Source organism: Methylobacterium sp. P1-11 (assembly GCF_008329595.1).
Classification (GTDB): domain Bacteria; phylum Pseudomonadota; class Alphaproteobacteria; order Rhizobiales; family Beijerinckiaceae; genus Methylobacterium.
Map to the genome: position 1 here is coordinate 193,809 of NZ_NPKS01000005.1, position 23,305 is coordinate 217,113.

The 23,305-nt window shown below is 70.6% G+C and carries 19 protein-coding genes and 1 pseudogene; 13 read left to right on the top strand and 7 right to left on the bottom strand.

The annotated features are described in order from the left end of the window. Positions 1-2: 2 nt before the first annotated feature. The 3 genes from CIW48_RS07475 to CIW48_RS07485 all read left to right on the top strand — a co-directional run bounded on the left by CIW48_RS07475 (position 3) and on the right by CIW48_RS07485 (position 5,089). Complete coding sequence (locus CIW48_RS07475) at positions 3-3,152, top strand: CusA/CzcA family heavy metal efflux RND transporter (protein ID WP_149310246.1); 3,150 nt, start codon at positions 3-5, stop codon at positions 3,150-3,152. A 142-nt stretch (positions 3,153-3,294) separates the two neighbouring features. Next, entirely contained in the window at positions 3,295-4,830 is a 1,536-nt protein-coding gene (locus tag CIW48_RS07480; RefSeq protein ID WP_149310309.1) for an efflux transporter outer membrane subunit, read from the top strand. Positions 4,831-4,846: 16 nt separating this feature from the next. After that, on the top strand, positions 4,847-5,089 hold the full coding sequence (locus CIW48_RS07485) for a DUF2269 family protein (RefSeq protein WP_149310247.1): 243 nt from the start codon (positions 4,847-4,849) through the stop codon (positions 5,087-5,089). 722 nt (positions 5,090-5,811) lie between these two features. On the opposite strand, the gene CIW48_RS07495 is transcribed toward CIW48_RS07485, so the two are convergent. The 4 genes from CIW48_RS07495 to CIW48_RS07510 all read right to left on the bottom strand — a co-directional run bounded on the left by CIW48_RS07495 (position 5,812) and on the right by CIW48_RS07510 (position 9,985). Then, positions 5,812-6,603 (bottom strand): flagellar hook basal-body protein, encoded by a 792-nt coding sequence (locus tag CIW48_RS07495; RefSeq protein WP_091778251.1) that lies wholly within the window; start codon positions 6,601-6,603, stop codon positions 5,812-5,814. 147 nt (positions 6,604-6,750) lie between these two features. Continuing rightward, positions 6,751-7,218, bottom strand: coding sequence for a secondary thiamine-phosphate synthase enzyme YjbQ (locus CIW48_RS07500; RefSeq protein ID WP_149310248.1), 468 nt, complete (start codon positions 7,216-7,218; stop codon positions 6,751-6,753). Continuing rightward, positions 7,215-8,933 (bottom strand): cisplatin damage response ATP-dependent DNA ligase, encoded by a 1,719-nt coding sequence (locus tag CIW48_RS07505; protein ID WP_149310249.1) that lies wholly within the window; start codon positions 8,931-8,933, stop codon positions 7,215-7,217. Before CIW48_RS07505 ends, CIW48_RS07500 begins: the two co-directional genes overlap by 4 nt. Next, positions 8,930-9,985 carry a ligase-associated DNA damage response exonuclease gene (locus CIW48_RS07510; RefSeq protein WP_149310250.1) on the bottom strand — a complete coding sequence of 352 codons (1,056 nt, stop codon included), beginning with the start codon at positions 9,983-9,985 and terminating at the stop codon, positions 8,930-8,932. Before CIW48_RS07510 ends, CIW48_RS07505 begins: the two co-directional genes overlap by 4 nt. 68 nt (positions 9,986-10,053) lie before the next feature. Between CIW48_RS07510 and CIW48_RS07515 the strand changes: the two genes are divergently transcribed. Further along, complete coding sequence (locus CIW48_RS07515) at positions 10,054-11,001, top strand: methyltransferase domain-containing protein (RefSeq protein ID WP_149310251.1); 948 nt, start codon at positions 10,054-10,056, stop codon at positions 10,999-11,001. A gap of 69 nt (positions 11,002-11,070) precedes the next feature. Next, positions 11,071-11,865, top strand: a complete 795-nt coding sequence (locus CIW48_RS07520; protein WP_149310252.1) for a YoaK family protein — start codon at positions 11,071-11,073, stop codon at positions 11,863-11,865. A gap of 18 nt (positions 11,866-11,883) precedes the next feature. Here the strand turns inward: CIW48_RS07520 and arfB are convergent, their stop codons facing one another. Then, positions 11,884-12,315, bottom strand: a complete 432-nt coding sequence (gene arfB, locus CIW48_RS07525) for an alternative ribosome rescue aminoacyl-tRNA hydrolase ArfB (protein ID WP_149310253.1) — start codon at positions 12,313-12,315, stop codon at positions 11,884-11,886. A gap of 283 nt (positions 12,316-12,598) precedes the next feature. Then, complete coding sequence (locus tag CIW48_RS07530) at positions 12,599-12,895, bottom strand: BolA family protein (protein ID WP_091778236.1); 297 nt, start codon at positions 12,893-12,895, stop codon at positions 12,599-12,601. A gap of 109 nt (positions 12,896-13,004) precedes the next feature. On the opposite strand from CIW48_RS07530, the gene CIW48_RS07535 reads away from it, so the two are divergent. The 4 genes from CIW48_RS07535 (at position 13,005) to cobT (ending at position 17,252) form a co-directional block, all read left to right on the top strand. Continuing rightward, positions 13,005-13,631: a DnaJ domain-containing protein gene (locus CIW48_RS07535; RefSeq protein WP_149310254.1), complete on the top strand. Its 627-nt coding sequence runs from the start codon at positions 13,005-13,007 to the stop codon at positions 13,629-13,631. Positions 13,632-13,840: 209 nt separating this feature from the next. Then, on the top strand, positions 13,841-14,824 hold the full coding sequence (cobS, locus tag CIW48_RS07540; RefSeq protein ID WP_149310255.1) for a cobaltochelatase subunit CobS: 984 nt from the start codon (positions 13,841-13,843) through the stop codon (positions 14,822-14,824). 17 nt (positions 14,825-14,841) lie between these two features. Then, a complete protein-coding gene (locus CIW48_RS07545; RefSeq protein ID WP_238194729.1) occupies positions 14,842-15,339 on the top strand; it encodes a DUF29 domain-containing protein in 498 nt (165 codons plus the stop codon). Between the two features lie 5 nt (positions 15,340-15,344). Then, positions 15,345-17,252 carry a cobaltochelatase subunit CobT gene (cobT, locus tag CIW48_RS07550; RefSeq protein ID WP_149310256.1) on the top strand — a complete coding sequence of 636 codons (1,908 nt, stop codon included), beginning with the start codon at positions 15,345-15,347 and terminating at the stop codon, positions 17,250-17,252. Between the two features lie 275 nt (positions 17,253-17,527). On the opposite strand, the gene rpmB is transcribed toward cobT, so the two are convergent. Next, positions 17,528-17,830 carry a 50S ribosomal protein L28 gene (gene rpmB, locus CIW48_RS07555; RefSeq protein WP_091778228.1) on the bottom strand — a complete coding sequence of 101 codons (303 nt, stop codon included), beginning with the start codon at positions 17,828-17,830 and terminating at the stop codon, positions 17,528-17,530. A gap of 352 nt (positions 17,831-18,182) precedes the next feature. Between rpmB and CIW48_RS07560 the strand changes: the two genes are divergently transcribed. From CIW48_RS07560 to CIW48_RS07575, 4 genes and pseudogenes are all read left to right on the top strand, one after another. Continuing rightward, a complete protein-coding gene (locus CIW48_RS07560) occupies positions 18,183-19,124 on the top strand; it encodes a DUF3108 domain-containing protein (RefSeq protein WP_246695157.1) in 942 nt (313 codons plus the stop codon). A gap of 72 nt (positions 19,125-19,196) precedes the next feature. Continuing rightward, a pseudogene (locus tag CIW48_RS07565) lies at positions 19,197-19,470 on the top strand (DUF1330 domain-containing protein). A gap of 96 nt (positions 19,471-19,566) precedes the next feature. After that, complete coding sequence (locus CIW48_RS07570; protein ID WP_091778222.1) at positions 19,567-19,884, top strand: hypothetical protein; 318 nt, start codon at positions 19,567-19,569, stop codon at positions 19,882-19,884. 198 nt (positions 19,885-20,082) lie between these two features. After that, positions 20,083-23,301 carry a helicase-related protein gene (locus tag CIW48_RS07575; RefSeq protein WP_149310257.1) on the top strand — a complete coding sequence of 1,073 codons (3,219 nt, stop codon included), beginning with the start codon at positions 20,083-20,085 and terminating at the stop codon, positions 23,299-23,301. Positions 23,302-23,305: the final 4 nt, after the last annotated feature.

The window sequence follows — 23,305 nt, forward strand, 5'->3', positions numbered from 1 at the left end:
CGATGAACGCCCTGATCGCCTTCTCCCTGCGCCAGCGCGTGCTGGTGGTGCTGCTGTTCGTCGTCATGCTCGGCGTCGGCTACGGCGCCTACACGCAGCTCAACATCGAGGCCTATCCCGATCCGGTCCCCCCGCTCGTCGACGTGATCACCCAGAATCCGGGCCAGTCCGCCGACGAGATCGAGCGCTACATCACCATCCCCCTGGAGGTGGCGCTCGCCGGCATCCCGAACGCCCAGGTGGTCCGGACCATCTCGCTGTTCGGCCTGTCCGACGTGAAGGTCCAGTTCAACTACGAGTACACGTACGAGCAGGCGCTGCAGCGGGTGCTCAACCGCCTGTCGCAGGCCCCGGCGCTGCCCAACGGCGCCACGCCGCAGATCTCGCCGACGAGCCCGGTGGGCGAGATCATGCGCTACAAGCTCGTCGGCCCTGCGGGCTACTCGCCCATGGACATGAAGACCCTGCAGGACTGGGTGCTGCAGCGCCGGTTCAAGGCGATCCCCGGCGTCGTCGACGTCACGGCCTTCGGCGGCAAGGCCAAGGAATACGAGGTCGCGGTCGACCTGAACCGCCTCCAGGCCCAGGGCCTGACCCTGGTGCAGCTGACCAATGCGCTGAACAACGCCTCGATCAACGTCGGCGGCCAGACGCTCAACGTCGGGCAGCAATCGGCGGTCGTGCGCGGCATCGGCCTGATCCGCGACATGGACGACATCCGCGACACGATGATCAGCCTCGTCAACGGCACCCCGGTGCTGGTGCGCGACGTGGCGGAGGTGCGCGTGTCGAACGCGCCGCGGCTCGGCATCGTCGGCCACGACGACCAGGCGGACATCGTCGAGGGCATCGTGCTGATGACCCGCGGCGGCAAGAGCCTGCCGACTCTGGAGCGGGTCGAGACCGAGATCGACAAGATCAACGGCTCCACGATCCTGCCGCCGGACGTGAAGATCGAGCGGATCTACGACCGCTCGGGGCTGATCCACACCACCACCCACACGGTGATGCACAACCTCGTCTTCGGCGTGGTGCTGGTCTTCGTCGTGCAGTGGCTGTTCCTGGGCTCGCTCACCAGTGCGATCATCGTGGCCGCCACGATCCCGTTCGCGCTCGGCTTCGCCATCCTGATCCTGGTGGTGCGCGGCGATTCGGCGAACCTCCTGTCCCTCGGCGCCATCGATTTCGGCCTGATCGTCGACGCGACCGTGATCATGGTCGAGAACGTGTTCCGCCACATCGCCGAGCCCGACCACGTGAAGGGCGAGGCGCCCCCCGCCGGGCTGACGGGCCGGCTCGGCACCATCGCGGTCGCGGGCCGCGAGGTGAACCGGGCGATCTTCTTCTCGGCGACGATCATCATCGTCGGCTTCCTGCCGCTGTTTACGATGACCGGCGTCGAGGGCCACATCTTCGGCCCGATGGCCAAGACCTACGCGTACGCGCTGCTCGGCGGCCTGCTCGCGACCTTCACGGTCTCGCCCGCGCTCTCGGCCCTGATGCTGCCGAAGAGGCTCGAGGAGCGCGACACGCTGATCGTGCGGGTGCTGCGCGTCGGCCACGAGCGCGCTCTGGCCTTCGGGCTGCGCAACCGCGTCCTGGCGCTGGCCGTCATGCTGGCGGTGCTGCTCGTCTCCGGGCTGACGGCACGCCATCTCGGCCTGGAATTCCTGCCCCGTCTGGAGGAGGGCAACCTCTACGTCCGCGGGACGATGCCGTCCTCGATCTCGCTGGAGGCGGGCAACGCCTACGTCCAGCGCATGCGCAAGATCTTCCAGGAGGTCCCGGAGGTCACCACCGTCCTGTCGCACCAGGGCCGCCCGAACGACGGCACCGACGCCACGGGCTTCTTCAACGTCGAGATCCTGGCGCCGCTCAAGCCGATCGACCAGTGGCGCAAGGGCCTCGACAAGGAGACGCTGATCCAGAACCTGAGCAAGCAGCTGGAAGCGGAATTCCCCGGTATCGAGTTCAATTTCTCGCAGTATATCGAGGACAACGTCCAGGAGGCCGCCTCGGGCGTGAAGGGCGAGAACTCGGTCAAGATCTACGGCAACGACCTCGCCCAGCTCACCAAGACCGCCAACGCGGTCAAGGCGGCGCTGGCCACGGTGCCGGGCGTCACCGATCTCTCGGTGTTCGAGTCCCTCGGCCAGCCGACGGTGCGGATCGACGTCGACCGCCATAAGGCCGCGCGCTACGGCCTGTCGATCGGCGACGTGAACACCACCATCCAGGCGGCGATCGGTGGCCAGACCGCGGGCGACCTCTACGAGTACGGCTCGGACCGCCACTTCCCGATGCGGGTGCGGCTCGCCAAGGAGTACCGCTCCTCGCTCGCGGGCATCCGCAACATCGCGGTCGGCGCCCAGAACCCGAACGGTGGCGTGATCCAGGTGCCGCTCTCCGAGATCGCCGACGTCGATCTCGTCTCCGGCGCCTCGTTCATCTACCGCGAGGACCAGCAGCGCTACATTCCGGTGAAGTTCTCGGTGCGCGGCCGTGACCTCGGCAGTGCGGTGATCGAGGCGCAGCGCAAGGTCGCCGACGCGGTCGACCTGCCGCCGGGCTACCGGCTGGAATGGGTCGGGCAGTTCACCAACCTGAAGGAGGCGGCGGCCCGGCTCAGCCTCGTGGTGCCGGTCACGCTGCTGCTGATCGCGCTGCTGCTGTACATCAACTTCTCGTCGCTGGCCGACATGCTGCTGACCCTGTCGGTGATCCCGATGGCGATGATCGGCGGCATCTTCGCCCTGGCACTGACCGGCACGCCGTTCTCGATCTCGGCAGCGATCGGCTTCATCGCGCTGTTCGGGATCTCGACCATGGAGGGCGTGATCCTGCTCGCCTACTACAACCAGCTCCTCGACGAGGGCTGGAAGCGGCAGGAGGCGGTCTGGCAAGCCGCCGTGGTCCGCATGCGCCCGGTGATGATGACCTGCGTGGCGGCCTGCGTCGGCCTGCTGCCAGCCGCGGTCTCCACCGGTATCGGTTCGCAGGTGCAGAAACCCCTGGCGCTGGTGGTGGTGGGGGGCATCATCCTGGCGCCGAACCTGATCCTCGTGGTCGTGCCGGTGCTGATCTCCCTGTTCTCCCGACGGCACCCGAACCCCGACGTGCAGGCCCGGTCCACGCATCGGGCTGCCGCGTGAGCCGGCTCAAGACTTGGGGTCAGGTTTGCGGCCCGTTGCAGGGGCGCCACAACGGCCGCGCCGCGCGCGCCAACGGGGGACGGTTCCATTGACTTGGATGCGGGTCGCGCCGCTCTACCGAGGTGGGGTTTTCGGGGGCGGCATGGTGAGCTTTGCGCCGGGACGGTGCGGACGGGCAGCCGCTGTGCTGGCGGCCTCCCTGTGCCTGTCGGCCTGCGCGGTCGGCCCGAACTACGTGGCGCCCGAGACCCCGCCGGTCGGCCGCTACACCAAGGAACCGCTGCAGAACCCCTCCGCGGCCGACAAGATCCGGACCCGGCAGGGCGGCTCGGCCGACCAGAGCTTCGTCTCCGGCGCCGATATCCCGGGCTCGTGGTGGACCCTGTTCCACTCGAAGGCGCTGAACCGCCTCGTGGAGCAGGCGCTCGCCAACAACCCGTCGCTGGAGGCCGCGCAGGCCTCCCTGCGGGTGGCGCAGCAGAACGTGCTCGCCCAGAAGGGCACGCTCTACCCGAGCCTGACCGCGACGCCCCAGATCCAGGGGGCGCTGGCGCCCGGCCTCGACCTGCAATCGCCCCTCAACAACCAGAACCAGTATCTCTACAGCCTGTCCACGCCGCAGGCGGTGGTCTCATACAATCCGGACGTGTTCGGCGGGAACCGGCGGCAGATCGAGTCCCTGGAGGCCACCACAGAGAACCAGCGCTTCCAGTTGGAAGCGGCCTATCTGAGCCTGACTGCCAACGTCGTCGCCGCCGCGATCCAGGAAGCCTCCCTGCGGGCGCAGATCGACGCGACCCGCAAGGTGATCCAGGCGCAGACCGAGGTGCTGCAGCTCTACAACAAGCAGCTCTCCCTGGGGCAGATCGCCGGGGCCGACGTGGTGCAGCAGCAGGCCGCGCTGGCGCTGTCACAGCAGCTCCTGCCGCCCCTGGAGAAGGCGCTCGCCCAGCAGCGCAATCTGCTCACGGCTCTCGCCGGGCGCCTGCCCTCCGACGAGGTCTCCGAGACCTTCGACCTCGCCGCCCTGCGCCTGCCGACGCGGCTTCCGGTGAGCCTGCCCTCGCGGCTCGTGCAGCAGCGGCCCGACGTGAAGGCGGCGGAGGCAATGGTGCAGCAGGCGAGCGCCAATGTCGGGGTCGCGGTTGCGAACCGCCTGCCGCAGTTCAGCCTGACCGCCACGGGCGGCTCCAGCGCCACGCGGATCGCCCAGGTCACCAATCCGGGGGCGGCGTTCTTCACGATCATCGGTCAGGCGACGGCGCCGATCTTCGATGCCGGGACCCTGTTCCGGCGCCAGCGCGCCGCCGAGGAATCACTGACGGAGGCGCAGGCGCAGTACAAGGCGATCGTGATCACCGCCTTCCAGAACGTCGCGGACGCGCTGCGGGCGCTCCAGGCCGACGCGAAGGCCGTGGCCGCCGCCGACGCCGCGGTGAGCGCCACGAACCAGAGCCTCGGGCTGATCCGCAAGCAGTACACGGCGGGGGCGATCACCTCCTCGCAGGTGCTGATCGCCCAGCAGGGCTACCTGTCGGCGCTCGTAACCTCGGCCGCGGCGCGGGCGACCCAGTATGCCGACACTGCGGCCCTGTTCGTGGCGCTGGGCGGCGGCTGGTGGAACCGCGCCGACGTGGCACCGCCCCCGCCCGAGAAGGACCCGCTGAAGTTTCTGTGACGGGGACTTCCGCGCCTTGAGCTACCTCGTCCGGAAAATCACCCCCATCCTCGGGGCCGTGGTGATCCTGGGGACGGGAACCAGGATCGCCTTCTTCATGCTGATGGCCCGCCTGAGCCGCGACACTACCTTCGTGCCGCGCACCGCCGGGATGGTGGTCCCGGCCGACGCGCTGTTCACGGCGACGGTGGTAATCGCGCAGCCGATCACGGGCCTCCTCCTGACCCGCGGGGCGGGATTTCCCCTCTGGGAAGGCTGAGTCGGCGCCTCCCCGCTCCTCCTCGACGGTGTCACCTGGCTGTTTTGGCTGCCGATGCTCAGGATGCAGGTCCGGATGCGCGACCTAGCCGCGATACCGTTCCGTCCGCCGGCGCGCGAGGCCGCCCCCCGTCGTGACGACGGCCGTCGCGGATTTCGGCGAGACCGTCGCGCGCGGCGCCCGTCGTTGGCGGGCGGGTGAGCGGGCTTGGCGCGTCGTGTGGAACGTGATGGACGTCAGCCGGCCAATGTCGGGCAGGTCGTCGGCGCATCCCGGCGCTGGATCGGCGGGCCGGAACCGTGGTTCCGCCTTCCGTCCGGGCTGATGACGCTCGGCGCGCATGCCGGCGACGCCGCAGCGCGGCTCGGATGGCGGCCGCCGATCAGCAACACGGCCCTGCAGGAGTTGCGCCGTGGGGTCCCCGGCGCCCGCCCTGGGCATCGGCCCTGGGCGTGGAACCGACCACCTGCGCCGCGGTGCCGGCGGGGCTCGCGCCCGGCGTTCAGGAGCGCTGGTTCGGTCGGCTGTATCTGCTGAAGCCGCTGGTCATCGGAGGCCTCGCGGCGTTCTGGATCGTGTCCGGGCTCGTCAGCCTGATCCCGGGCTTCGTTTCCGCGTCCGCGATCCTGACAGCACACGGGTTTCCGGGGGCGGTCAGGATTCTGATACCGGTCGCCCGCGCGATCCTGGACGACCGCCCGGCCTCGCCCGGCGGGGCGGCATCACGAGTACATCGCGATCGCGTCCTGGAGCATCTGGTCGGTCGTGCTCATGACCTTGGTGTTGGCCGTGTAGGCCTGCTGGGTCTCGATCATCTTCGAGAACTGATCCGAAATCCCGGCATTCGACTGCTCCACCGAGCCGGCTGTGATGGTCGCGCCGTTGAGGCCGTAGCTCGGTGTCCCCGACTTGCCGGTGGCGACGTAGGTGCCGCCGTCGAGCGAAGCGAGGTTGTCCTGCATGCCGAACTGCGCCAGCTGCAGCGTGCCGAGGGCCACGGAGCTGCCGTCGGCGGCCGTGCCCGTCAAGGTACCGGCGGGCGAGACCGCGAGGCTTCCCAAGGTGTTAGCGCCGGTCGGGACCTGGACGGGGGCGGTGGCCGAGGGACCGGCGAACAGGTAGTAGCCCGCGCCATTGCTGAGATAGCCGCTGGCGTCCGGAGCGAAGTCGCCGCGCCGGGTGTAACCCGTGTCGCCGCTGAAGGTCGGGCTCTGCGGCGTCCCGGTATTCTGCTTTACGATGAAGTAGCCGTTGCCCGAGATCGCGAGGTTCGTCGAGACGCCGGTCGACTGCATCGAACCCTGAATGTTGAGGCTGTTGCGCGTGTTCGACGCAACCCCCCCGGCCAGCTGCGTGCTGCGGTCGGTCTCAGCCAGCATGTCGGCGAAGCTCGTCTCGGTGGACTTGAAGCCCACCGTCTGGGTGTTGGCGATGTTCCCCGAGATGTTGTTCAGGGCCAGCGACTGCGCCGAGGCGCCGGAAATCGAGTTCGAGAGCGCGGTGAAAAGGCCCATCGGGGTCTCCGTTCGCCGGAGCGGCACGGTCCCCGATCCGACGGAGACCGATAAGAGCCCGACCTGGTTAACCGACGGTGTGTGACCGCGTGTTGCTGGGCCGAAGGCGCCGGCGAGGCGCGCGGAGCGGTGGTGGCGGCGGACGCGTCACGACCCGATCGCGCTCAGCACGACCTCCCGTCGGTGCGGCCGGTCGCGATGCTCGATCAGGTAGATCCCCTGCCACGTGCCGAGGGCCAGCCGGCCGTCGATCAGCGGGATGGTCAGGGCCGAATCGGTCACCATCGTGCGGATATGGGCCGGCATGTCGTCCGGCCCCTCGGCGCCGTGGACGTAGCCGGCATGCCGCGGCGCGAACCCGTCCAGAGCGGCCATCAGGTCGGTCTGGACGTCGGGGTCGGCGTTCTCCTGGATGGTGAGCGAGGCCGAGGTGTGCCGGCAGAACACCGTGACGAGACCGTCCCGGATGCCGCTGCCGCGCACGAACTCAGCCACCGCGGCGGTGAAATCCGTGAAGCCCGGCCCCGCGGTCGCGATGGTCAGCCGCCCACTCGCGTGCCGCTCCACCGGACCTGCGGCCATCGTCTCCACCGGACCAATCTTGCCCTGCTTCATGCGGACGTCTCCATCAGGGTCGCCCCCGGGGCGATCTCCCGTTCGCCCCGGGCCAGGATGCGCTCCAGCACGTCGATCCGGTCGGCCTCCGCGGGCGGCTTGTCCCAGCGGATGCGGCTGACCCGCGGGAAGCGCATCGCCACCCCCGACTTGTGCCGGGTCGAGCGCTGCACGCCCTCGAAGGCGATCTCCAGGACGAGACCCGCCTCGCGGCCATGGGCGACCTCGCGCACCGGGCCGAAACGCTTGGTGGTGTTGTTGCGGACGTAGCGGTCGAGCTTGGCCAGTTCCGCGTCGGTGAAGCCGTGATAGGCCTTGCCGACCGGCACCAGCTCGTCCCCGCCCGCGGGGGCCGCCCGCCAGACCCCGAACGTATAGTCCGAGTAGAAGGACGAGCGCTTCCCGTGCCCGCGCTGGGCGTACATCATCACGGCGTCAACGATGTGCGGCTCGCGCTTCCACTTCCACCACGGTCCCTTGGGACGGCCCGGCAGGTAGGGGCTGTTGAGGCGCTTGAGCATCACCCCCTCGATGGCATCGGCATCCTCGCCAGCCCCCACCGAGGCTGGATCCGCGCGGGCGGCCGCCAGCGCCTCCCAGTCGGCGAAGGGAACGAGCGGCGAGATGTCGATCCGCGCGTGATCGAGGCGGGTCACCAGCGCCTCCAGCTTCTGCCGTCGGACCGTGAAGGGCTCGGTCCTCAGGTCGTCGCCCCCGAGGGTGAGGAGGTCGTAGGCGCGGACATGGGCGGGGAACTCCTCCAGAAGCTTGGCCGTCACCGCCTTCCGGTTCAGGCGCTGCTGGAGGACGTTGAAGCTCTGCACGCGACGTTCGCGCAGGACCAGCAGCTCGCCGTCCAGCGACCCCGTGAAGGTGATGGCCTCGGCGAGATCCGGGAACGCCCCGGTGATGTCCTCACCGGTGCGGGAATAGACCTTTCCGACCTGGTGGCCCGCCCGATCGGGGCCGCCGACGAGCTGGACGCGGATGCCGTCCCACTTCCACTCGGCCGAGAACGCCGCGGGCTCCAGCTTCTCGAGGTCGGCCTCCTCCTCGATCGGATGCGACAGCATCGGCGGCCGGAACGGCGCCGGGTTCAGGGTCTCGGGCCGCGCGGCCCGGCCCTCGACCCAGGCGAAGAGGGTCTCGAACGGCGGGGTCAGCCCGTGCCAGACCTCCTCGACGGCGTCGGCGTCGTGGCCGCCCAGCGCGCCGACCGCCGTCTTGGCGAGCCGCGCCGACACGCCGACCCGCAGGTTGCCGGTGACGAGCTTCAGGAGCGCCCAGCGCCCGGTCTCGTCGAGGGCGTCGAGCCAGTCCGCGAGATGGCGGGGCAGCTCGCGCTTGGGGATCGTCGCCAGCGTCCCGACGACCTCCGCCAGGGTCGGGACCTGCGGCGGCGGGTTGTTGTGGCCGGGGCCCGGTTCCCGCGGCGCCTCCGCCGGTCCCGGCCAGATCAGCGCCGTCGTCTCGGCGAGGTCGCCCACGTAATTGTGCGACAGCCGGAACAGCACCGGGTCGATCCGCTCCTCCACCAGCCCCCGGATCAGGGCGGGCTTGGCCTCGCGGAAACTCAGCGTGCCGGTCATGGCGCCCAGCGCGTAGCCGCGCTCGGGATCGGGCGTGCGTGCGAAATAGTCCTGGAGCATGCGCAGCTTGGCGTTTCGGCGCGGCTCGTAGGCGAGGCGGTCGAGGAGATGGGCGAACTCGTTCACGCGGCCGCCTCCGCCTCGGATCCCGACTCTGAGGTCCCCTCGACCTCGCCGTCATCGCCGTAGCCGAGCAGGTGGAGCGGCTTCGCCCGGATGCCCTGCGTTCCGCACCAATGGACCAAGGCGTCCTCCTGCCCGTGCGTGACCCAGACCTCCCCGGCGCCGGTGTCCCGGATGGTGCGGCACAGGTCCGGCCAGTCGGAATGGTCGGAGATCACCAGCGGCAGCTCGACGCCCTTCTGGCGGGCGCGGGCACGCACGCGCATCCAGCCCGAGGCGAAGCAAGTCACCGGGTCGGGAAATTTGCGCGACCACAGATCCTGGATCGACGAAGGCGGGCAGATCACGATCGCCCCGTGCAGGTCCTTGCGCTCGGCGGCCACGACCTTGGGCGTGTCGCCCAGCGGCACCCCCTCCTCCTTGTACAGCGCCGTCAGCTTCTCCATGGCGCCGTGCAGGTGGATCGGGCGGTCCCAGCCCTCCTCCCGCAGGAGCGCCATCACCCGCTGCGCCTTGCCGAGGGCGTAGGCGCCCACGATGTGCGCGCGCTCCGGGAACAGCCGGACCGAGTCGAGGAGCTTGCGGACCTCGTCCCGGGTGTCGGGATGGGTGAAGACCGGCAGGCCGAAGGTCGCCTCCGTGATGAACACGTCGCAGGGCACCACCTCGAAGGGCAGGCAGGTCGGATCCGGCGCCCGCTTGTAGTCGCCCGAGACCACCACCCGGACCCCGTCCCGCTCGATGGCGATCTGCGCCGAGCCGAGGACGTGGCCGGCCGGCGCGAAGCGCACGGTGACGTCGCCGACACGGATCGGCTCGCCGAGCCGGGCCTCCTGCCGCTGGCGGCAGAACTCCGCGCCGTAGCGCACCGCCATGATCCGCAGGGTCTCGGGTGTCGCCAGCACCTGGCCGTGGCCGGCGCGGGCATGGTCGGCGTGGCCGTGGGTGATCAGCGCGCGCTCCACCGGCCAGGTCGGATCGACGTGGAAACGCCCGAGCGGGCAGTAGAGACCCTCGCGGGTCAGGGTGAGGAGATCGCTGGCGCTTATCGGCATCGTGTCCGTGCAGCCGGTGGTGTCCGCCGGTGGCCCCGGTATATAGGCGCCCCCGATCCGGCAGACGCATGGCCTCGCAGCTCAGTTCCGGCGACCTCCTCGCCGATCGCCGCTATCGCTACGCCGAGGCCTGCCTGGCCGAGGGCGACCACGAGGCCGCCGCCGACCTCGCCGTGCAGGTCCTGGACCTTGCACCGCGCTACACGCCGGCCTGGCTCCTGCTGGGCCGGGCGCGCGCGGCGATGGCCGCCGCCAGCGGCGATCCGGCCCTGCGCGAAGCGGCGGCGCGCGCCTATGCCAGCGCCCTCGACATCGATCCGGAGGACGGGCTGGGCGTGCGCACGCATCTCGTCCGCCTGGGTGTCGGCGGCGACCTCCCGGCCCTCTCCCCCACCTATATCCGGGCCCTGTTCGACGGCTACGCGCCGCGTTTCGAGCACCACCTCGTGGAGGGCCTGGCCTATATAGGCCCGCAGCTCGTCCGCGATGCCCTGGCCGGTGTCCCGGGGCGCTTCGCGGTGGCTCTGGATCTCGGCTGCGGCACGGGGCTCATGGGCGCCGCTCTGCGCGACCGGATCGGTCATCTCACCGGGATCGACCTCTCACCGGGGATGCTGACGCTGGCGCGGGCCAAGGCGTGGCGGGATCGACCGCTCTATGACCGCCTGATCGAAGGCGACCTCACCGCGGCCCTGGCGGACATGCCCGGATCGTCCGCCGATCTCTGCCTTGCCGCGGACGTCCTGATCTACGTGGCGGACCTCGCGGCGCTCCTGGCTGGAATCGGCCGGGTCCTGCGGACGGGTGGTCTCTGCGCCGTCACGGTCCAATCCCACGATGGTCCCGGCTACGTTCTGGGCCGGGACGGCCGCTACGCCCACGCCGAGGCCCATATCAGCACGAGGGCCGCGGCGGCGGGATTGGAGATCCTGACCTCGCGTCCCGCCGCAATCCGGCGCGAAGGTGGCCATCCGGTACCGGGGCGCGTCGTTGTGTTGCGGCGCACAGCGACATGAAACCGCTTGGCTGTTCGTCCATTGTCAGTCGGCCGCGGCTAGGCGCGGTCGCTCGATCGGGGGATCAGCATGGCGGATTACGGCAATCGGACAGGAGCAGCGGTACCGGAGCGGAAACCCGAACCGCCCGCCGACAAGTCCTTTCCGGCCGATCCGCGCACCCGCATCCCCTTCGCGATCGCCCTGGCCGCGCTTGCGGGCTGCGCCGATTCCATCGGCTTCCTGGAATTCTCGCAGCTGTTCATGTCGTTCATGTCGGGCAACACCACGCGCTTCGGCGTCGCGGTGGCCAATGGCGACTGGGAGAATGTCAGCCGCGTCGCCAGCACCATCTGCCTGTTCTGCTTCGGCGCCTTCCTGGGGACGCTGATCGCCGCCTGGGTCGGGCGCTGGCGCCTTGCCGTGCTGCTGACGCTCCAGGCCCTGCTCCTCGCCGGCGGCCTGCTGATGCCCTGGGGCACCTTCGCCTATCCGCTGCACGCCTATCCGATCGTCCTGGCGCTGGGCCTTCAGAACGCGACGCTGCAGGACGAGGGCGGCCGCTCCCTGGCGCTCACCTACGTCACCGGCGCCGTGGTCCGTTTCGGCACCGGCTGCGCCAACCTGCTGCTCGGCACGGTGGCGCCGTCCTTCTGGCTCCAGGCGCCGCTCTGGGCGGGCCTCAGCACCGGTGCGGTGGTGGGCGGCCTGCTCGACATGCGCTACGGCGAATCGGCTTTCCTGTTCCCGGCGGCGCTGGCCGCCATCCTGGCGCTGATCGCGATCGCCCTCACCATCGCCAAGCCCGGCAGCGCCCTGGTCGCCGGCTCGTCGCCGGCACCCGACGCCAGCCCGAAGGCCGAGGTCATCGACGCGATCCACTGAAGCCTGAGCGGCGCGGGGTCATCCGTCGGAATCCCGGAAGGTGCCCCGGCCCTGCTTGATCGTGGCGCGGTTCTTCTTGGCGCCGATGCGCCGCTCCTGCGAGCCGCGCGTGGGCTTCGTCGGCCGGCGGATCGGCGGTGGCGGCTTGGCCGCCTCCGCCACGAGATCGACGAGGCGCTGCAGGACATCGGCCCGGTTGCGCTCCTGCGTCCGGTGCCGCTGCCCGGCGAGGACGAGGACGCCGTCCTTGGTCATGCGCCGCCCGGCGAGCCGCACGAGATTCGCCTTGACGCGATCATCCACGGAGGGCGACGCGAGGGCCGCCCATCGGAGCTGGACCGCGGTCTCGACCTTGTTGACGTTCTGGCCGCCTGCCCCCGAGGCGCGCATGAAGGACAGCTCGATCTCGTCCTCGGCGATGGCGATGCGCGGCGTCACCCGCAGGGACATGGCGGCCTCCCCGGCAGCGCGCTGACGGCGCGCGGCGCTGCCGCGTCGGGCGCGGGGCCGATGCGGCGAAGGATGCGGATCGACGCCCGCGTCACCATATCCCGCCTGTGCCCCCCGTTCCGCTCATGGCGCGCCATCGAAATCGTCTCTCCGTCGTCGCGAGCGCAGCGAAGCGACCCGGCGCAGCGCGACATAGCCAAGGGTGGCGCGGCTGGATTGCCTCGCTCCGCTCGCAAAGACCGCGGCGTCGCGCGAACCCGAGCCGCCGCGGGCCGCGGCGACTTCAGGCGGCCTCGGCCGGCGTGCGGGCGCGGAGCGCGAGGGCGTGCAGGCCCCGCTTGAACGCGTCGTCGAGCAGCGCGTTCACCAAGCGGTGCCGCTCGACGCGGCTCTTGCCCTCGAATGCCGACGCGACGATGTCGAGCCGGTAATGGGTCTCGCCCCCCGGCCGTGCCCCGGCATGGCCGGCATGCAGATGCGACTCGTCGATCACGTCGAGCCGCGCCGGCGCGAGCTGCTCCTGCAGCCGCGCCTCCATCCAGTCCCGCAGGGTGCCGCCCGCGCCCGCACCATCCGCCATCGTGCCCTCGCGTCGTGTTCGTGGGCCGCCGTCAAGCCCGATCCCGCGCATGCGTCATCAGGCCCGGTGCCCTTGTGTCTCAGGTCCGCCCCCTCATAATCGGCTCGTCATGGATCTCAACTCGCGCCTGTTCGACAGCATCCGGATCAAACCGTCCTGCGACGAGCCGAAGCCCGCGGCCGAGGCCGGCTGCGAGAGCCCGGGCTGCACCCATCCGGGCCTGTATCGGGCGCCGAAGGGCCGGAAGGCGGAAGGCCAGTACTGGCGCTTCTGCATCGACCATGTCCGCGCCTACAACGCCACCTACAACTACTTCGACGGCATGAACGATGCCGCCGTCCAGGCCTACCAAAAGGACGCGATCATCGGACATCGTCCGACCTGGGCGATGGGCGTGAACCGGACGGGCGAGGCGAAGCCCGCGGACGAGCCGGTTCGGGACTGGGCCTATGTCGACCCGCTCGGCATCCTGCGCGGCGAGGGCGTCGGCGACGCCCGTCGGCGTGCCCGCCAGCCCGAGGAGCCGCGCAAGCCCAAACACTCGGCCACGGTCCGCCGGGCCCTCGACGTGATGGGGCTCGAGGAGACCGCCGATACGGCCGCCATCAAGGCGCAGTACAAGGTGCTGGTGAAGCGCTTCCACCCGGATGCCAATGGCGGCGACCGGTCGTTCGAGGAGCGGCTGCGCGACATCATCCGCGCCCACGACGTGCTGCGCGCGGCCGGGCTCTGCTGACCGCGGCACGAAGGATGCAGGCCGGATCGCATCCAGGATAGGGCAAACCGCGCGGGGCGACCCTATATGGGATCCATGCCGGTCGGTGGCGCGCGCGCGCGTCGCCGTCTAAGGATGGCTCCGCCCCGCCGCGGAGGCCCGGCTCGACGTTCTTCCGCGCAGATGCTTCACTGTTGGGAGTGGAGCGCCCGCGCCTCACGAGGTTCCGAATGCTCTCTGACGATACGCCCGCCCGGCTCCCCGACCGCACCATCTCCGTCCGCGAGGTCTTCGGCATCGACCTCGACCTCAAGGTCCCGGCCTATTCCGAGCCCGAGGAGCACGTGCCGGATCTCGATCCGGACTACATCTTCGACCGGGAGACGACTCTGGCGATTCTGGCCGGCTTCGCGCGCAACCGCCGGGTGATGGTCACCGGCTATCACGGCACCGGCAAGTCGACCCATATCGAGCAGGTTGCCGCCCGGCTGAACTGGCCGTGCATCCGGATCAACCTCGACAGCCACGTCTCGCGCATCGACCTCGTCGGCAAGGACGCGATCGTCCTGCAGGACGGCAAGCAGGTGACCGCCTTCCAGGACGGCATCCTGCCCTGGGCGCTGCAGAACAACGTCGCGCTCGTGTTCGACGAGTACGATGCCGGGCGTCCGGACGTGATGTTCGTGATCCAGCGCGTGCTGGAGCTGTCGGGCCGCCTGACGCTGCTCGACCAGAAGCGCGTGATCCGCCCGCACCCGGCCTTCCGGCTGTTCGCCACCGCCAACACGGTGGGCCTCGGCGACACGTCGGGCCTCTATCACGGCACGCAGCAGATCAACCAGGGCCAGATGGACCGCTGGTCGATCGTCACCACGCTGAACTACCTGCCGCACGACCGCGAGGTCGACATCGTGCTCTCGAAGGCCACCCATTACCGGAGCGACCAGGGCCGCGACATCGTCAACCGGATGGTGCGCGTGGCCGATCTCACCCGCAACGCCTTCATGAACGGCGACCTGTCCACCGTGATGAGCCCCCGCACGGTGATCACCTGGGCCGAGAACGCCGACATCTTCAAGGATATCGGCTTCGCCTTCCGGGTGACCTTCCTGAACAAGTGCGACGAGCTGGAGCGGACATTGGTGGCCGAGTTCTACCAGCGCGCCTTCGGCAAGGAGCTGCCCGAGAGCGCGGTGAACGTCGCGCTGAGCTGACCCGCATGGAGGAGCCCGTGGCGCGTCCGGCCGAGACCGCTGTGATGGACGTGGACACCTCGTCCGCGGCCATCCGCACGCGCTACGAGGACGACCTTCACAGCTGGGCGCGGGAGCAGGTCGCCCTGCTCCGCGCCCGCCGGTTCGACGAGATCGACGTCGAGCGCGTCGCGGAGGAGCTGGAGGACGTGTCGAGGCGCGAATTCTCCAAGCTCTACAGCTGTCTGCGCGTCCTCCTGATGCACATGCTGAAGTGGGATCAGCAGCCCGAGCACCGCACGCCGAGCTGGATCTACTCGATCCGCGAGCAACGCCGCCGCTTCGACCGTCTGCTGACCGAGAGCCCGAGCCTCAAGGCCCGCCTCGAGGAGGCTCTGGCACAGGCCTACCCGGACGCGCGCGACTGGGCCGCCGACGAGACCCATCTGATGCCGGACGAGTTTCCGTCTGCCTGTCCCTACAGCTGGGATGAGATCCGGGCTCGCCCCTTCGATCTCGATTCCGCGAAGAAGTAGCCCGCATGTCCATCTCCAACCGCAAGCCCGGCGAGCGCCGCGAACCCGTGGCCGAGCCCCTGAAGCGCTCGGTGGCGGGGTGCCTGCGCGCCATCGCGCGGCGCTCCGAGGTCGAGGTCACCTACGCCACCGACCGGCCGGCGCTCACCGGCGACAAGGCGCGCCTCCCCGAGCCGCCGCGCAAGCTCTCGGCGCAGGACGTCGCCGTGCTGCGCGGCAACGCCGACGCCATGGCGCTGCGCCTCGGCTGTCACGACGTCGCCTTGCATCGCCGCTTCGCCCCCGAGAATGCCGCCGCCCGGGCGGTCTACGACGCGGTCGAGCAGGCCCGGGTCGAGGCGATCGGCTCGCGCCGGATGGCGGGGGTCGCCAGCAACATCACGGCGATGCTGGAGGACCGCTACCACCGGGGCGGCAAGTACGAAAACATCACCGACCGGGCCGACGCCCCGATGGAGGACGCGGTCGCCCTGATGGTGCGCGAGCGCCTGACCGGTCAGAAGCCGCCCGAGGCCGCCGCCAAGATCGTCGAGTTGTGGCGCGAGCATATCGAGGCCAAGGCCGGCCCGAATCTCGACGGGCTGCTCGGCTCGATCGAGGACCAGCGCAAGTTCGCCCGCTCGGTGCGCGACCTCCTCACCTCCCTCGACATGTCGGACGAGACGCCGTTCGACGCCGAGGACGACGAGAACGACGACGAGAACGACGCCCAGGACGACGAGCAGAATCCGAGCGAGGGCGATTCGGAGGAGAAGAGCCAGGGCGAGCGCGCCGAGATCGAGACCTCCGAGGAGGCCTCCGACGAGATCGAGGATGGCGCTCAGGAATCCGCCGACGCGCCCTCGGGCGAGTTGCCCGAGGAGGCCGAGGACGCGGAATCCGAGGAGGCCTCGGAAGCGTCGCGCCCGCCGCAGCGGCAGGGCAACGAGGCCCGCGGGCCGGAATACCGGGTGTTCAACCCCCGGTTCGACGAGGTCATTCACGCCGAGGAGCTGTGCGACGCCGACGAGCTGTCGCGCCTGCGCTCCTACCTCGACAAGCAGCTCTCGCACCTGCAGGGCGTGGTCGGGCGCCTCGCCAACCGGCTGCAGCGGCGACTCCTGGCCCAGCAGAACCGCGCCTGGGATTTCGATCTGGAAGAGGGCCAGCTCGATCCGGCACGGCTCGTGCGCGTGGTCATCGACCCGTACCAGCCCCTCTCCTTCAAGCAGGAGAAGGACACGAATTTCCGCGACACGGTCGTCACGCTGCTCCTCGACAATTCGGGCTCGATGCGCGGCCGGCCGATCACCGTGGCGGCGACCTGCGCCGACATCCTGGCGCGGACCCTGGAGCGCTGCGGCGTGAAGGTGGAGATCCTGGGCTTCACCACCCGGGCCTGGAAGGGCGGTCAGAGCCGCGAGGCGTGGCTCGCCGCCGGCAAGCCGGTCAATCCCGGCCGCCTGAACGACCTGCGCCACATCGTCTACAAGTCGGCCGACGCACCCTGGCGCCGCGCGCGCAAGAACCTCGGCCTGATGATGCGCGAGGGGCTGCTCAAGGAGAATATCGACGGCGAGGCGCTCGACTGGGCGCACAAGCGCCTGCTCGGCCGGCCGGAGCAGCGCAAGATCCTGATGGTGATCTCGGACGGCGCGCCGGTCGACGATTCGACCCTCTCGGTTAACGCCGGCAACTACCTGGAGCGGCACCTGCGCTGGATGATCGAGGAGATCGAGACGCGCTCGCCGGTGGAGCTTCTCGCCATCGGCATCGGCCACGACGTGACGCGCTACTATCGCCGTGCCGTGACGATCATCGACGCCGAGGAACTCGGTGGCGCGATGACCGAGAAGCTGGCGGAACTGTTCGAGGAGGACGGCGCGTCCGCGCCGACGGGCCGGATGCTGCGGACAGCAGGGGGGCGGCGCTGAGCGTGTCCGCAGCGCGGCCACTGCCGTGCTCCCGCCTCCAGCCTGTCCGTCCCCCCTCGTCCTGAGCTCCGGCGAAGCCGCGACGAAGGAGGGATCCGGCCGGCCGCGCGATCCCTGGAGCCCTCCTTCGAGGCCCGCTGGCGCGGGTATCTCAGGATGAGGCCGTGAACGGGGTTGTCCGTCTCAGACTGCCCGGCGCTCAAGCGGAAACCGCCGCGGCCTCAAGGGCCACGGCGGCTCAACCCGTCCGATAAGGAAGGCGCGAAGCCTGGGGCTCAGGCCGCGGCGGCCGGAGCCTCGGCGAGCTTCTTGTGGATCTCGCGCTTCAGGAGGCGGGCGGTCTGCGACAGGTCGCCCTCGCCGGCCTTGATCAGGAAGGCGTCGAGGCCGCCGCGGTGCTCCACCGAGCGCAGGGCATGTGCGGTGACCCGCAGGCGAACGCGCTTGCCCAGCGCGTCGGACTGAAGGGTGACGTTGCACAGGTTCGGAAGGAACCGGCACTTGGTCTTGCGGTTCGAGTGGCTCACGAGGTGGCCGACCTGAACGGCCTTGCCGGTGAGTTCGCAGCGGCGTGCCATGATAAAAAACGATCCCGTCTCGTTCCGCCCGAACAGACCCGATCGCGGCCAGCGCGATCATCGTCGCAGCGGGCGGCGCCCATTGCGTCTTCCAGGTCCGGCGGAGTCCTGTTGAAGGCGCGAGCCTATAGGCGACGAAGCCGCGGTGCGTCAAGGTGCCGGCCGACGCCGCGGCCGCGGCAGCCGCCCAACGGTCTGTTAACCACGATGCCGGGATATAGCCTTCTTCCACCTGCAGGAAGGCGTCTCTCCCGGCTTCGGGCGTCGAGAGGCGGCCGACGAGCGGGTGTGTTCGAGAGGGTCTGTCCGAGCACGTGTCTCGGATTGCCCATCCTGGGATGCGATCCGGATCATGAGCGCCACGCCAGTCCGTCGGATGATCAAGCCTGTGACAAAGCACGCTGCCGGGCGTCTCGCGGTCAGCCTCCTCGCGGTCGCCGCCCTCGCGGCCCCGACCGATGCCGCAGCGCGCGCGTCGCGCTCGAAGCGGGCCGCTGCGGCCGCCGCAACCGTGGCGGTCGATTACGGCATCAACCTCGCCGGCCTGCCGATCGGCACGGCGCGCCTGGCCGGGTCCTTCGACCGCGACCGCTACCTCATGGACGTGTCGGCGGTGCTCACGGGCCTCGTCGGCGCGATCACCGGCGGCAAGGGCTCGGCCCGGGCCTCCGGCAGCTTCACGGCAGCACCGCAGCCCGGCGCCTTCGCCATCGCGACCCAGACGGCGAGTTCCGGCATCGCGGTGCGCATGGCCCTGGCGCACGGCAACGTGGTCCAGGCCGAGGTCACGCCGCCCCTCGTCGACATGCAGGACCGCGTGCCGGTCACCGCCGCCAACAAGCGCGGCATCATCGATCCGGTCAGCGCCCTTCTGATGCCGACCCAGGGGCGCGGCGAGCCCCTGGACCCGGAGAATTGCAACCGGACCCTTCCGGTCTTCGACGGCGCCACGCGCTTCAACGTGGTGCTGAACTACGCCGAGACCCGCCCGGTGCAGAAGCCGGGTTATGCCGGCCCGGTCCTCGTCTGCACCGCCCGCTACCAGGCGGTGGCCGGCCACCGCCCGGACCGGCCGGGGGTGAAGTTCATGGAGGAGAACCGCGAGATGTCGGTCTGGCTCGCTCCCGTCGAAGGGACCCGCGTCCTGATCCCGCTGCGCATCTCGGTGCTCACCACGATCGGCACCAACATCATCGAGGCGACGCGCTGGAGCCAGGGCGGCACCGCGGGCGCGACCGGGACGGCGGGCGCTGCCGGCACCAGCGTCGCGCAGGCGAGCCTGTCCGGGCAGTAGCGGCGGTTTGACCGTCGGCGGCTTTCCCGGCACGTCCGCGCGGCGCGGCAGACGCGCCAGGGAGGCCAGCCAATGCCCAAGGGCTACATCATCGTCCGGATGACGGTCACCGACCCGGACACCTACAAGGAATACGCCGCCATGGCCTCCGAGGCCATGCGCAAATACGGCTGCACGCCGCTGCGAGGCGCTGGAGGGCGAGGGCCGTCCGCGCAACGTCGTGCTGGAGTTCGAGTCCTACGAGGCGGCCCGCACCTACTACTTCTCGCCCGAATACCAGGCCGCCGTGGCCAGGCGCCGGCCCGCGGGGATCGGCGAGGTGGTCCTCGTCGAGGGCGTGGACTGATCCGCGACCGGCTCGCAACCCTCGGTCGACGCGGCCTCCGCGATCTTCCCGCGCGACGGTGGGGGGAATCTTCACGTTCCGCGCGATAATTCGCGCATGCGACCGTCCGCTCTCCGAATCGCCCTTGCCCTGGCCGCGCTCACCGGCCCGGCCGCCGCCCAGCCCCTGAGCGCCGGCACTGCCGAGCCCGGTTGCGGCGGCGACGCCTTCTCGTCGGCCGAGGTCGTCGAGAACAAGCCGCCGCGCCGCGGTCCCCTCGTGGCGGTCCCTCAAACGCTCTGCGCCGATGTCGCACCCCAGCCGGGCACGCCGACGACGCAGATCGACGTCTACCCGATGATCACGCCGGAGATTGGACCTGGCGGGGGCGGCATCCCATATGGGGGAGGATCGTACCGGCCCTACCGTCCCTGACGCGACCGGCCGGTCGAGCCCGCCTTCCGCGCCGCGACGGCGCCGCGACGGCCGTCCCGGCCGAAGGAACCGCCGACCATCGACGCGCTGCTCCGCCCCTCGCCCAGCCGCTCGCTGTCCCGCGATGCCCGCGCCCGCGGCGTCACCGCGGTCCTCGGGCCGACCAATACCGGAAAGACGCATCTCGCCATCGAGCGGATGCTCGCACACCCGACCGGCATGATCGGGCTGCCCCTGCGGCTGCTCGCCCGGGAGGTCTATCTGCGCGTCGTCGCCAAGGTCGGCCCCGAGAAGGTCGCGCTGGTCACCGGTGAGGAGAAGATCAAGCCGGACCGGCCGCGCTACTGGATCTGCACCATCGAGGCGATGCCCCGCGACCTCGACGTGGCTTACGTCGCCATCGACGAGATCCAGCTCGCCGCCGACATGGACCGCGGCCACGTCTTCACCGACCGCCTGCTCTACGTGCGCGGCCGGGAGGAGACCCTGCTGATCGGCTCCTCGACCATGCTGCCGCTGGTCCAGAGCCTGATCCCGAACGTCCACACCACGACCCGGCCGCGGCTGTCGCAGCTCTCCTTCGCCGGGGAGAAGCGGCTGTCGCGTCTGCCCCGGCGCACCGCCATCGTGGCGTTCTCGGCCGAGGAGGTCTACGCGATCGCCGAGCTGATCCGCCGCCAGCGGGGCGGGGCCGCGGTGGTGCTGGGCGCGCTCTCGCCCCGGACCCGCAATGCCCAGGTCGAGATGTACCAGGCGGGGGACGTCGACTACCTCGTCGCCACCGACGCGGTCGGGATGGGGCTCAACCTCGACGTCGACCACGTCGCCTTCGCGGCCAACTGGAAATACGACGGCACCCGCTTCCGCAAGCTCACCCCCGCCGAGATGGGCCAGATCGCCGGCCGGGCCGGGCGCCACCTCGCGGACGGCACCTTCGGCTCCACCGGCCGCTGCCCGCCCTTCGAGGCCGAACTGGTGGAGCGCCTGGAGAGCCACGATTTCGACCCGCTGCGCATCCTGCAATGGCGCAACCCGGATCTCAGCTTCGGCAGCCTGGAGGGCTTGCAGGCGAGCCTGGACGAGCACCCGCGCGAATCAGGCCTGACCCGCGCCCCGATGGGCGAGGACCAGCAGGCGCTCGAGATCCTGATGAAGGAGGACGACATCCGCGACATGGCGCGGAGCGCCGCCACTGTCCGGAGGCTGTGGGACGTCTGCGGCGTGCCGGACTACCGCAAGGTCCACCCGCAGGTGCATGCCGACCTCGTGGCCCAGCTCTACCGATTCCTCATGAAGGGCATGGCCGGCCGGATCCCCGACACATGGTTCGCCGAGCAGGTGGCGATGATCGACCGCACCGACGGCGACATCGACACGCTGTCCCGCCGGATCGCGCAGGGACGCACCTGGACCTTCGTGGCAAACCGTCCCGATTGGCTGCGCGACCCAGAACATTGGCAGGGCGAGACGCGTCGGGTAGAGGACAGGCTGTCCGACGCCCTGCACGAACGCCTCGCGAGCCGCTTCGTCGACCGGCGCACAAGCGTCCTGATGCGGCGCCTGAGAGAGAACACGATGCTCGAAGCCCAGATCACCCCCGACGGTGACGTTACCGTCGAGGGTCAGCATGTCGGCCACCTTCACGGATTCCTGTTCGTTCCCGATGCCAGCGCGGAGGGGCACGAGGCCAAGACTCTGAGGAGCGCCGCCGAGAAGGCGCTCGCCGGCGAGATCGAGGCGCGGGCCGAACGATTCGCCGCGACCGCTGATTCGACGCTCGTGCTCGCGCATGACGGGACGATCCGGTGGACCGGTGCGCCCGTCGCCAAGCTCACGCCCGGCGAGAAGCTGTTCGCCCCGCAGATCCGTCTGCTGGCGGACGATAGCCTCACCGGCGCCCATCGCGAGAAGGTCGAGGCGCGCCTGGATGCGTGGCTGAAGGCCTATATCGTGCGCCTGCTCGGCCCGCTCATGGAGATCGAGACCGCGGCCGACCTCACCGGTCTTGCCAAGGGCATCGGCTACCAGGTGGTCGAGGCGCTCGGCGTGCTGGAGCGCTCCAAGGTGGCGCACGAGATGCGCAGCCTCGACCAGGACGGCCGCGGGGCGCTGCGCCGCCACGGCGTCCGCTTCGGCGCCTACCACATCTTCCTGCCGGCCCTGCTCAAGCCGGCGCCCCGGACGCTCGCGGCCCAGCTCTGGGCCCTGCGCAACGGCGGCCTCGACCAGCGCGGCCTCGACGAGATCGCGCATCTGGCCGGCTCCGGCCGCACCTCGATCAAGGTCGACCGCGAGATCGCCAAGGGGCTCTACCGCGCCGCCGGCTTCCGGGTCAGCGGCGAGCGGGCCGTGCGCGTCGACATCCTGGAGCGGCTCGCCGACCTGATCCGCCCGGCGATCGCCTATCGGCCCGGCACCACGCCGGGCGCCCCGCCGGACGGCACCGCCGACGGCGACGGCTTCGTGGCCACCGTCGGCATGACCTCGCTGGTCGGCTGCTCGGGCGAGGATTTCGCCTCCATCCTAAAGTCGCTCGGCTACAACGCGGAGACGCGGCCCGGCCCCGCCATCACGGTGCCGCTCGTCCCGGCCGCTGCCACGACGCCGGCCGCACCGGCAGCCGCGGCTGAAGCGGCCTCCGACGAGGCCGTCGACGCGCAGGCCGCCGCCGTCGAACCCGCCGGAGACGAGCCCCCGGCTGCGGAGGCTTCTGAAGGAGCCGAGGCGACCGGCACCGAGACCCGGACGGCGACCGAGGAGGCCGCAGCCCCCGCGGCCGCTGAGGGTCCGGCCGCCGAGATCGTGACGGAGGCGCCCGCGGACGCCGCAGCCGAAATCGAGGCCGCGCCCGTCCCGGCCGAAGCGCCCGTCGAGGCCGCGCCTGCGCTCGAGCCCGCGGCCGAAGCCGGCGAGGCCGCACCCGTGACGGCCGAGGCGGATCCGGCCGAAGCTGCCGCAGACACGGATCCGGCCACCCCGGCGGACGCGCTTGCGGAGGGCGGACCGGAGACCGAGATCCCCCAGATCGAGGTCTGGCGGCTGCAGCGGCATCAGCGCCCGGCGCACCAGCGTCCGCAGAACCGTCCCCGCGGTCCCGGTCGCGGCCGGGACGGCGGCCAGCAGGGCCAGAATGCGGGACCGGGCCGTCCGGAGGGCGGTCGGCCCGAGCAGCGTCGGGCCGAGGGCGATGGCGGCGGCCCCCGCCCCGGGCGGGATCGCGGTCCGCGCCGCGACCGCTTCGAGGCCGGCCGGCCGGAACGCCGCGACGATCAGCGCAATGCGGAGCAGCGCCATGCCGGCCCGCGGCCCGACCAGCGGCCGCCGCGGCGTGAGCGGGCGCCGGATCCGGATTCGCCCTTCGCCAAGCTGGCTGCGCTCAAGGCGCAGCTCGAAGCCGGCGACGGCGGGAAACGCTGATCCC

Excerpts from the sequence above, each read along its gene's own strand:
- arfB (WP_149310253.1), bottom strand. The coding sequence starts at position 12,315 with ATGTCCCTGCGGGTGACGCCGCGCATCGCCATCGCCGAGGACGAGATC.
- CIW48_RS07475 (WP_149310246.1), top strand. The coding sequence starts at position 3 with ATGAACGCCCTGATCGCCTTCTCCCTGCGCCAGCGCGTGCTGGTGGTG.
- cobT (WP_149310256.1), top strand. The coding sequence starts at position 15,345 with ATGTCCATCTCCAACCGCAAGCCCGGCGAGCGCCGCGAACCCGTGGCC.
- CIW48_RS07575 (WP_149310257.1), top strand. The coding sequence starts at position 20,083 with ATGCTCGCACACCCGACCGGCATGATCGGGCTGCCCCTGCGGCTGCTC.
- CIW48_RS07515 (WP_149310251.1), top strand. The coding sequence starts at position 10,054 with ATGGCCTCGCAGCTCAGTTCCGGCGACCTCCTCGCCGATCGCCGCTAT.
- cobS (WP_149310255.1), top strand. The coding sequence starts at position 13,841 with ATGCTCTCTGACGATACGCCCGCCCGGCTCCCCGACCGCACCATCTCC.
- CIW48_RS07480 (WP_149310309.1), top strand. The coding sequence starts at position 3,295 with ATGGTGAGCTTTGCGCCGGGACGGTGCGGACGGGCAGCCGCTGTGCTG.
- CIW48_RS07495 (WP_091778251.1), bottom strand. The coding sequence starts at position 6,603 with ATGGGCCTTTTCACCGCGCTCTCGAACTCGATTTCCGGCGCCTCGGCG.
- CIW48_RS07500 (WP_149310248.1), bottom strand. The coding sequence starts at position 7,218 with ATGAAGCAGGGCAAGATTGGTCCGGTGGAGACGATGGCCGCAGGTCCG.
- CIW48_RS07520 (WP_149310252.1), top strand. The coding sequence starts at position 11,071 with ATGGCGGATTACGGCAATCGGACAGGAGCAGCGGTACCGGAGCGGAAA.
- CIW48_RS07535 (WP_149310254.1), top strand. The coding sequence starts at position 13,005 with ATGGATCTCAACTCGCGCCTGTTCGACAGCATCCGGATCAAACCGTCC.
- rpmB (WP_091778228.1), bottom strand. The coding sequence starts at position 17,830 with ATGGCACGCCGCTGCGAACTCACCGGCAAGGCCGTTCAGGTCGGCCAC.
- CIW48_RS07510 (WP_149310250.1), bottom strand. The coding sequence starts at position 9,985 with ATGCCGATAAGCGCCAGCGATCTCCTCACCCTGACCCGCGAGGGTCTC.
- CIW48_RS07530 (WP_091778236.1), bottom strand. The coding sequence starts at position 12,895 with ATGGCGGATGGTGCGGGCGCGGGCGGCACCCTGCGGGACTGGATGGAG.
- CIW48_RS07570 (WP_091778222.1), top strand. The coding sequence starts at position 19,567 with ATGCGACCGTCCGCTCTCCGAATCGCCCTTGCCCTGGCCGCGCTCACC.
- CIW48_RS07560 (WP_246695157.1), top strand. The coding sequence starts at position 18,183 with ATGAGCGCCACGCCAGTCCGTCGGATGATCAAGCCTGTGACAAAGCAC.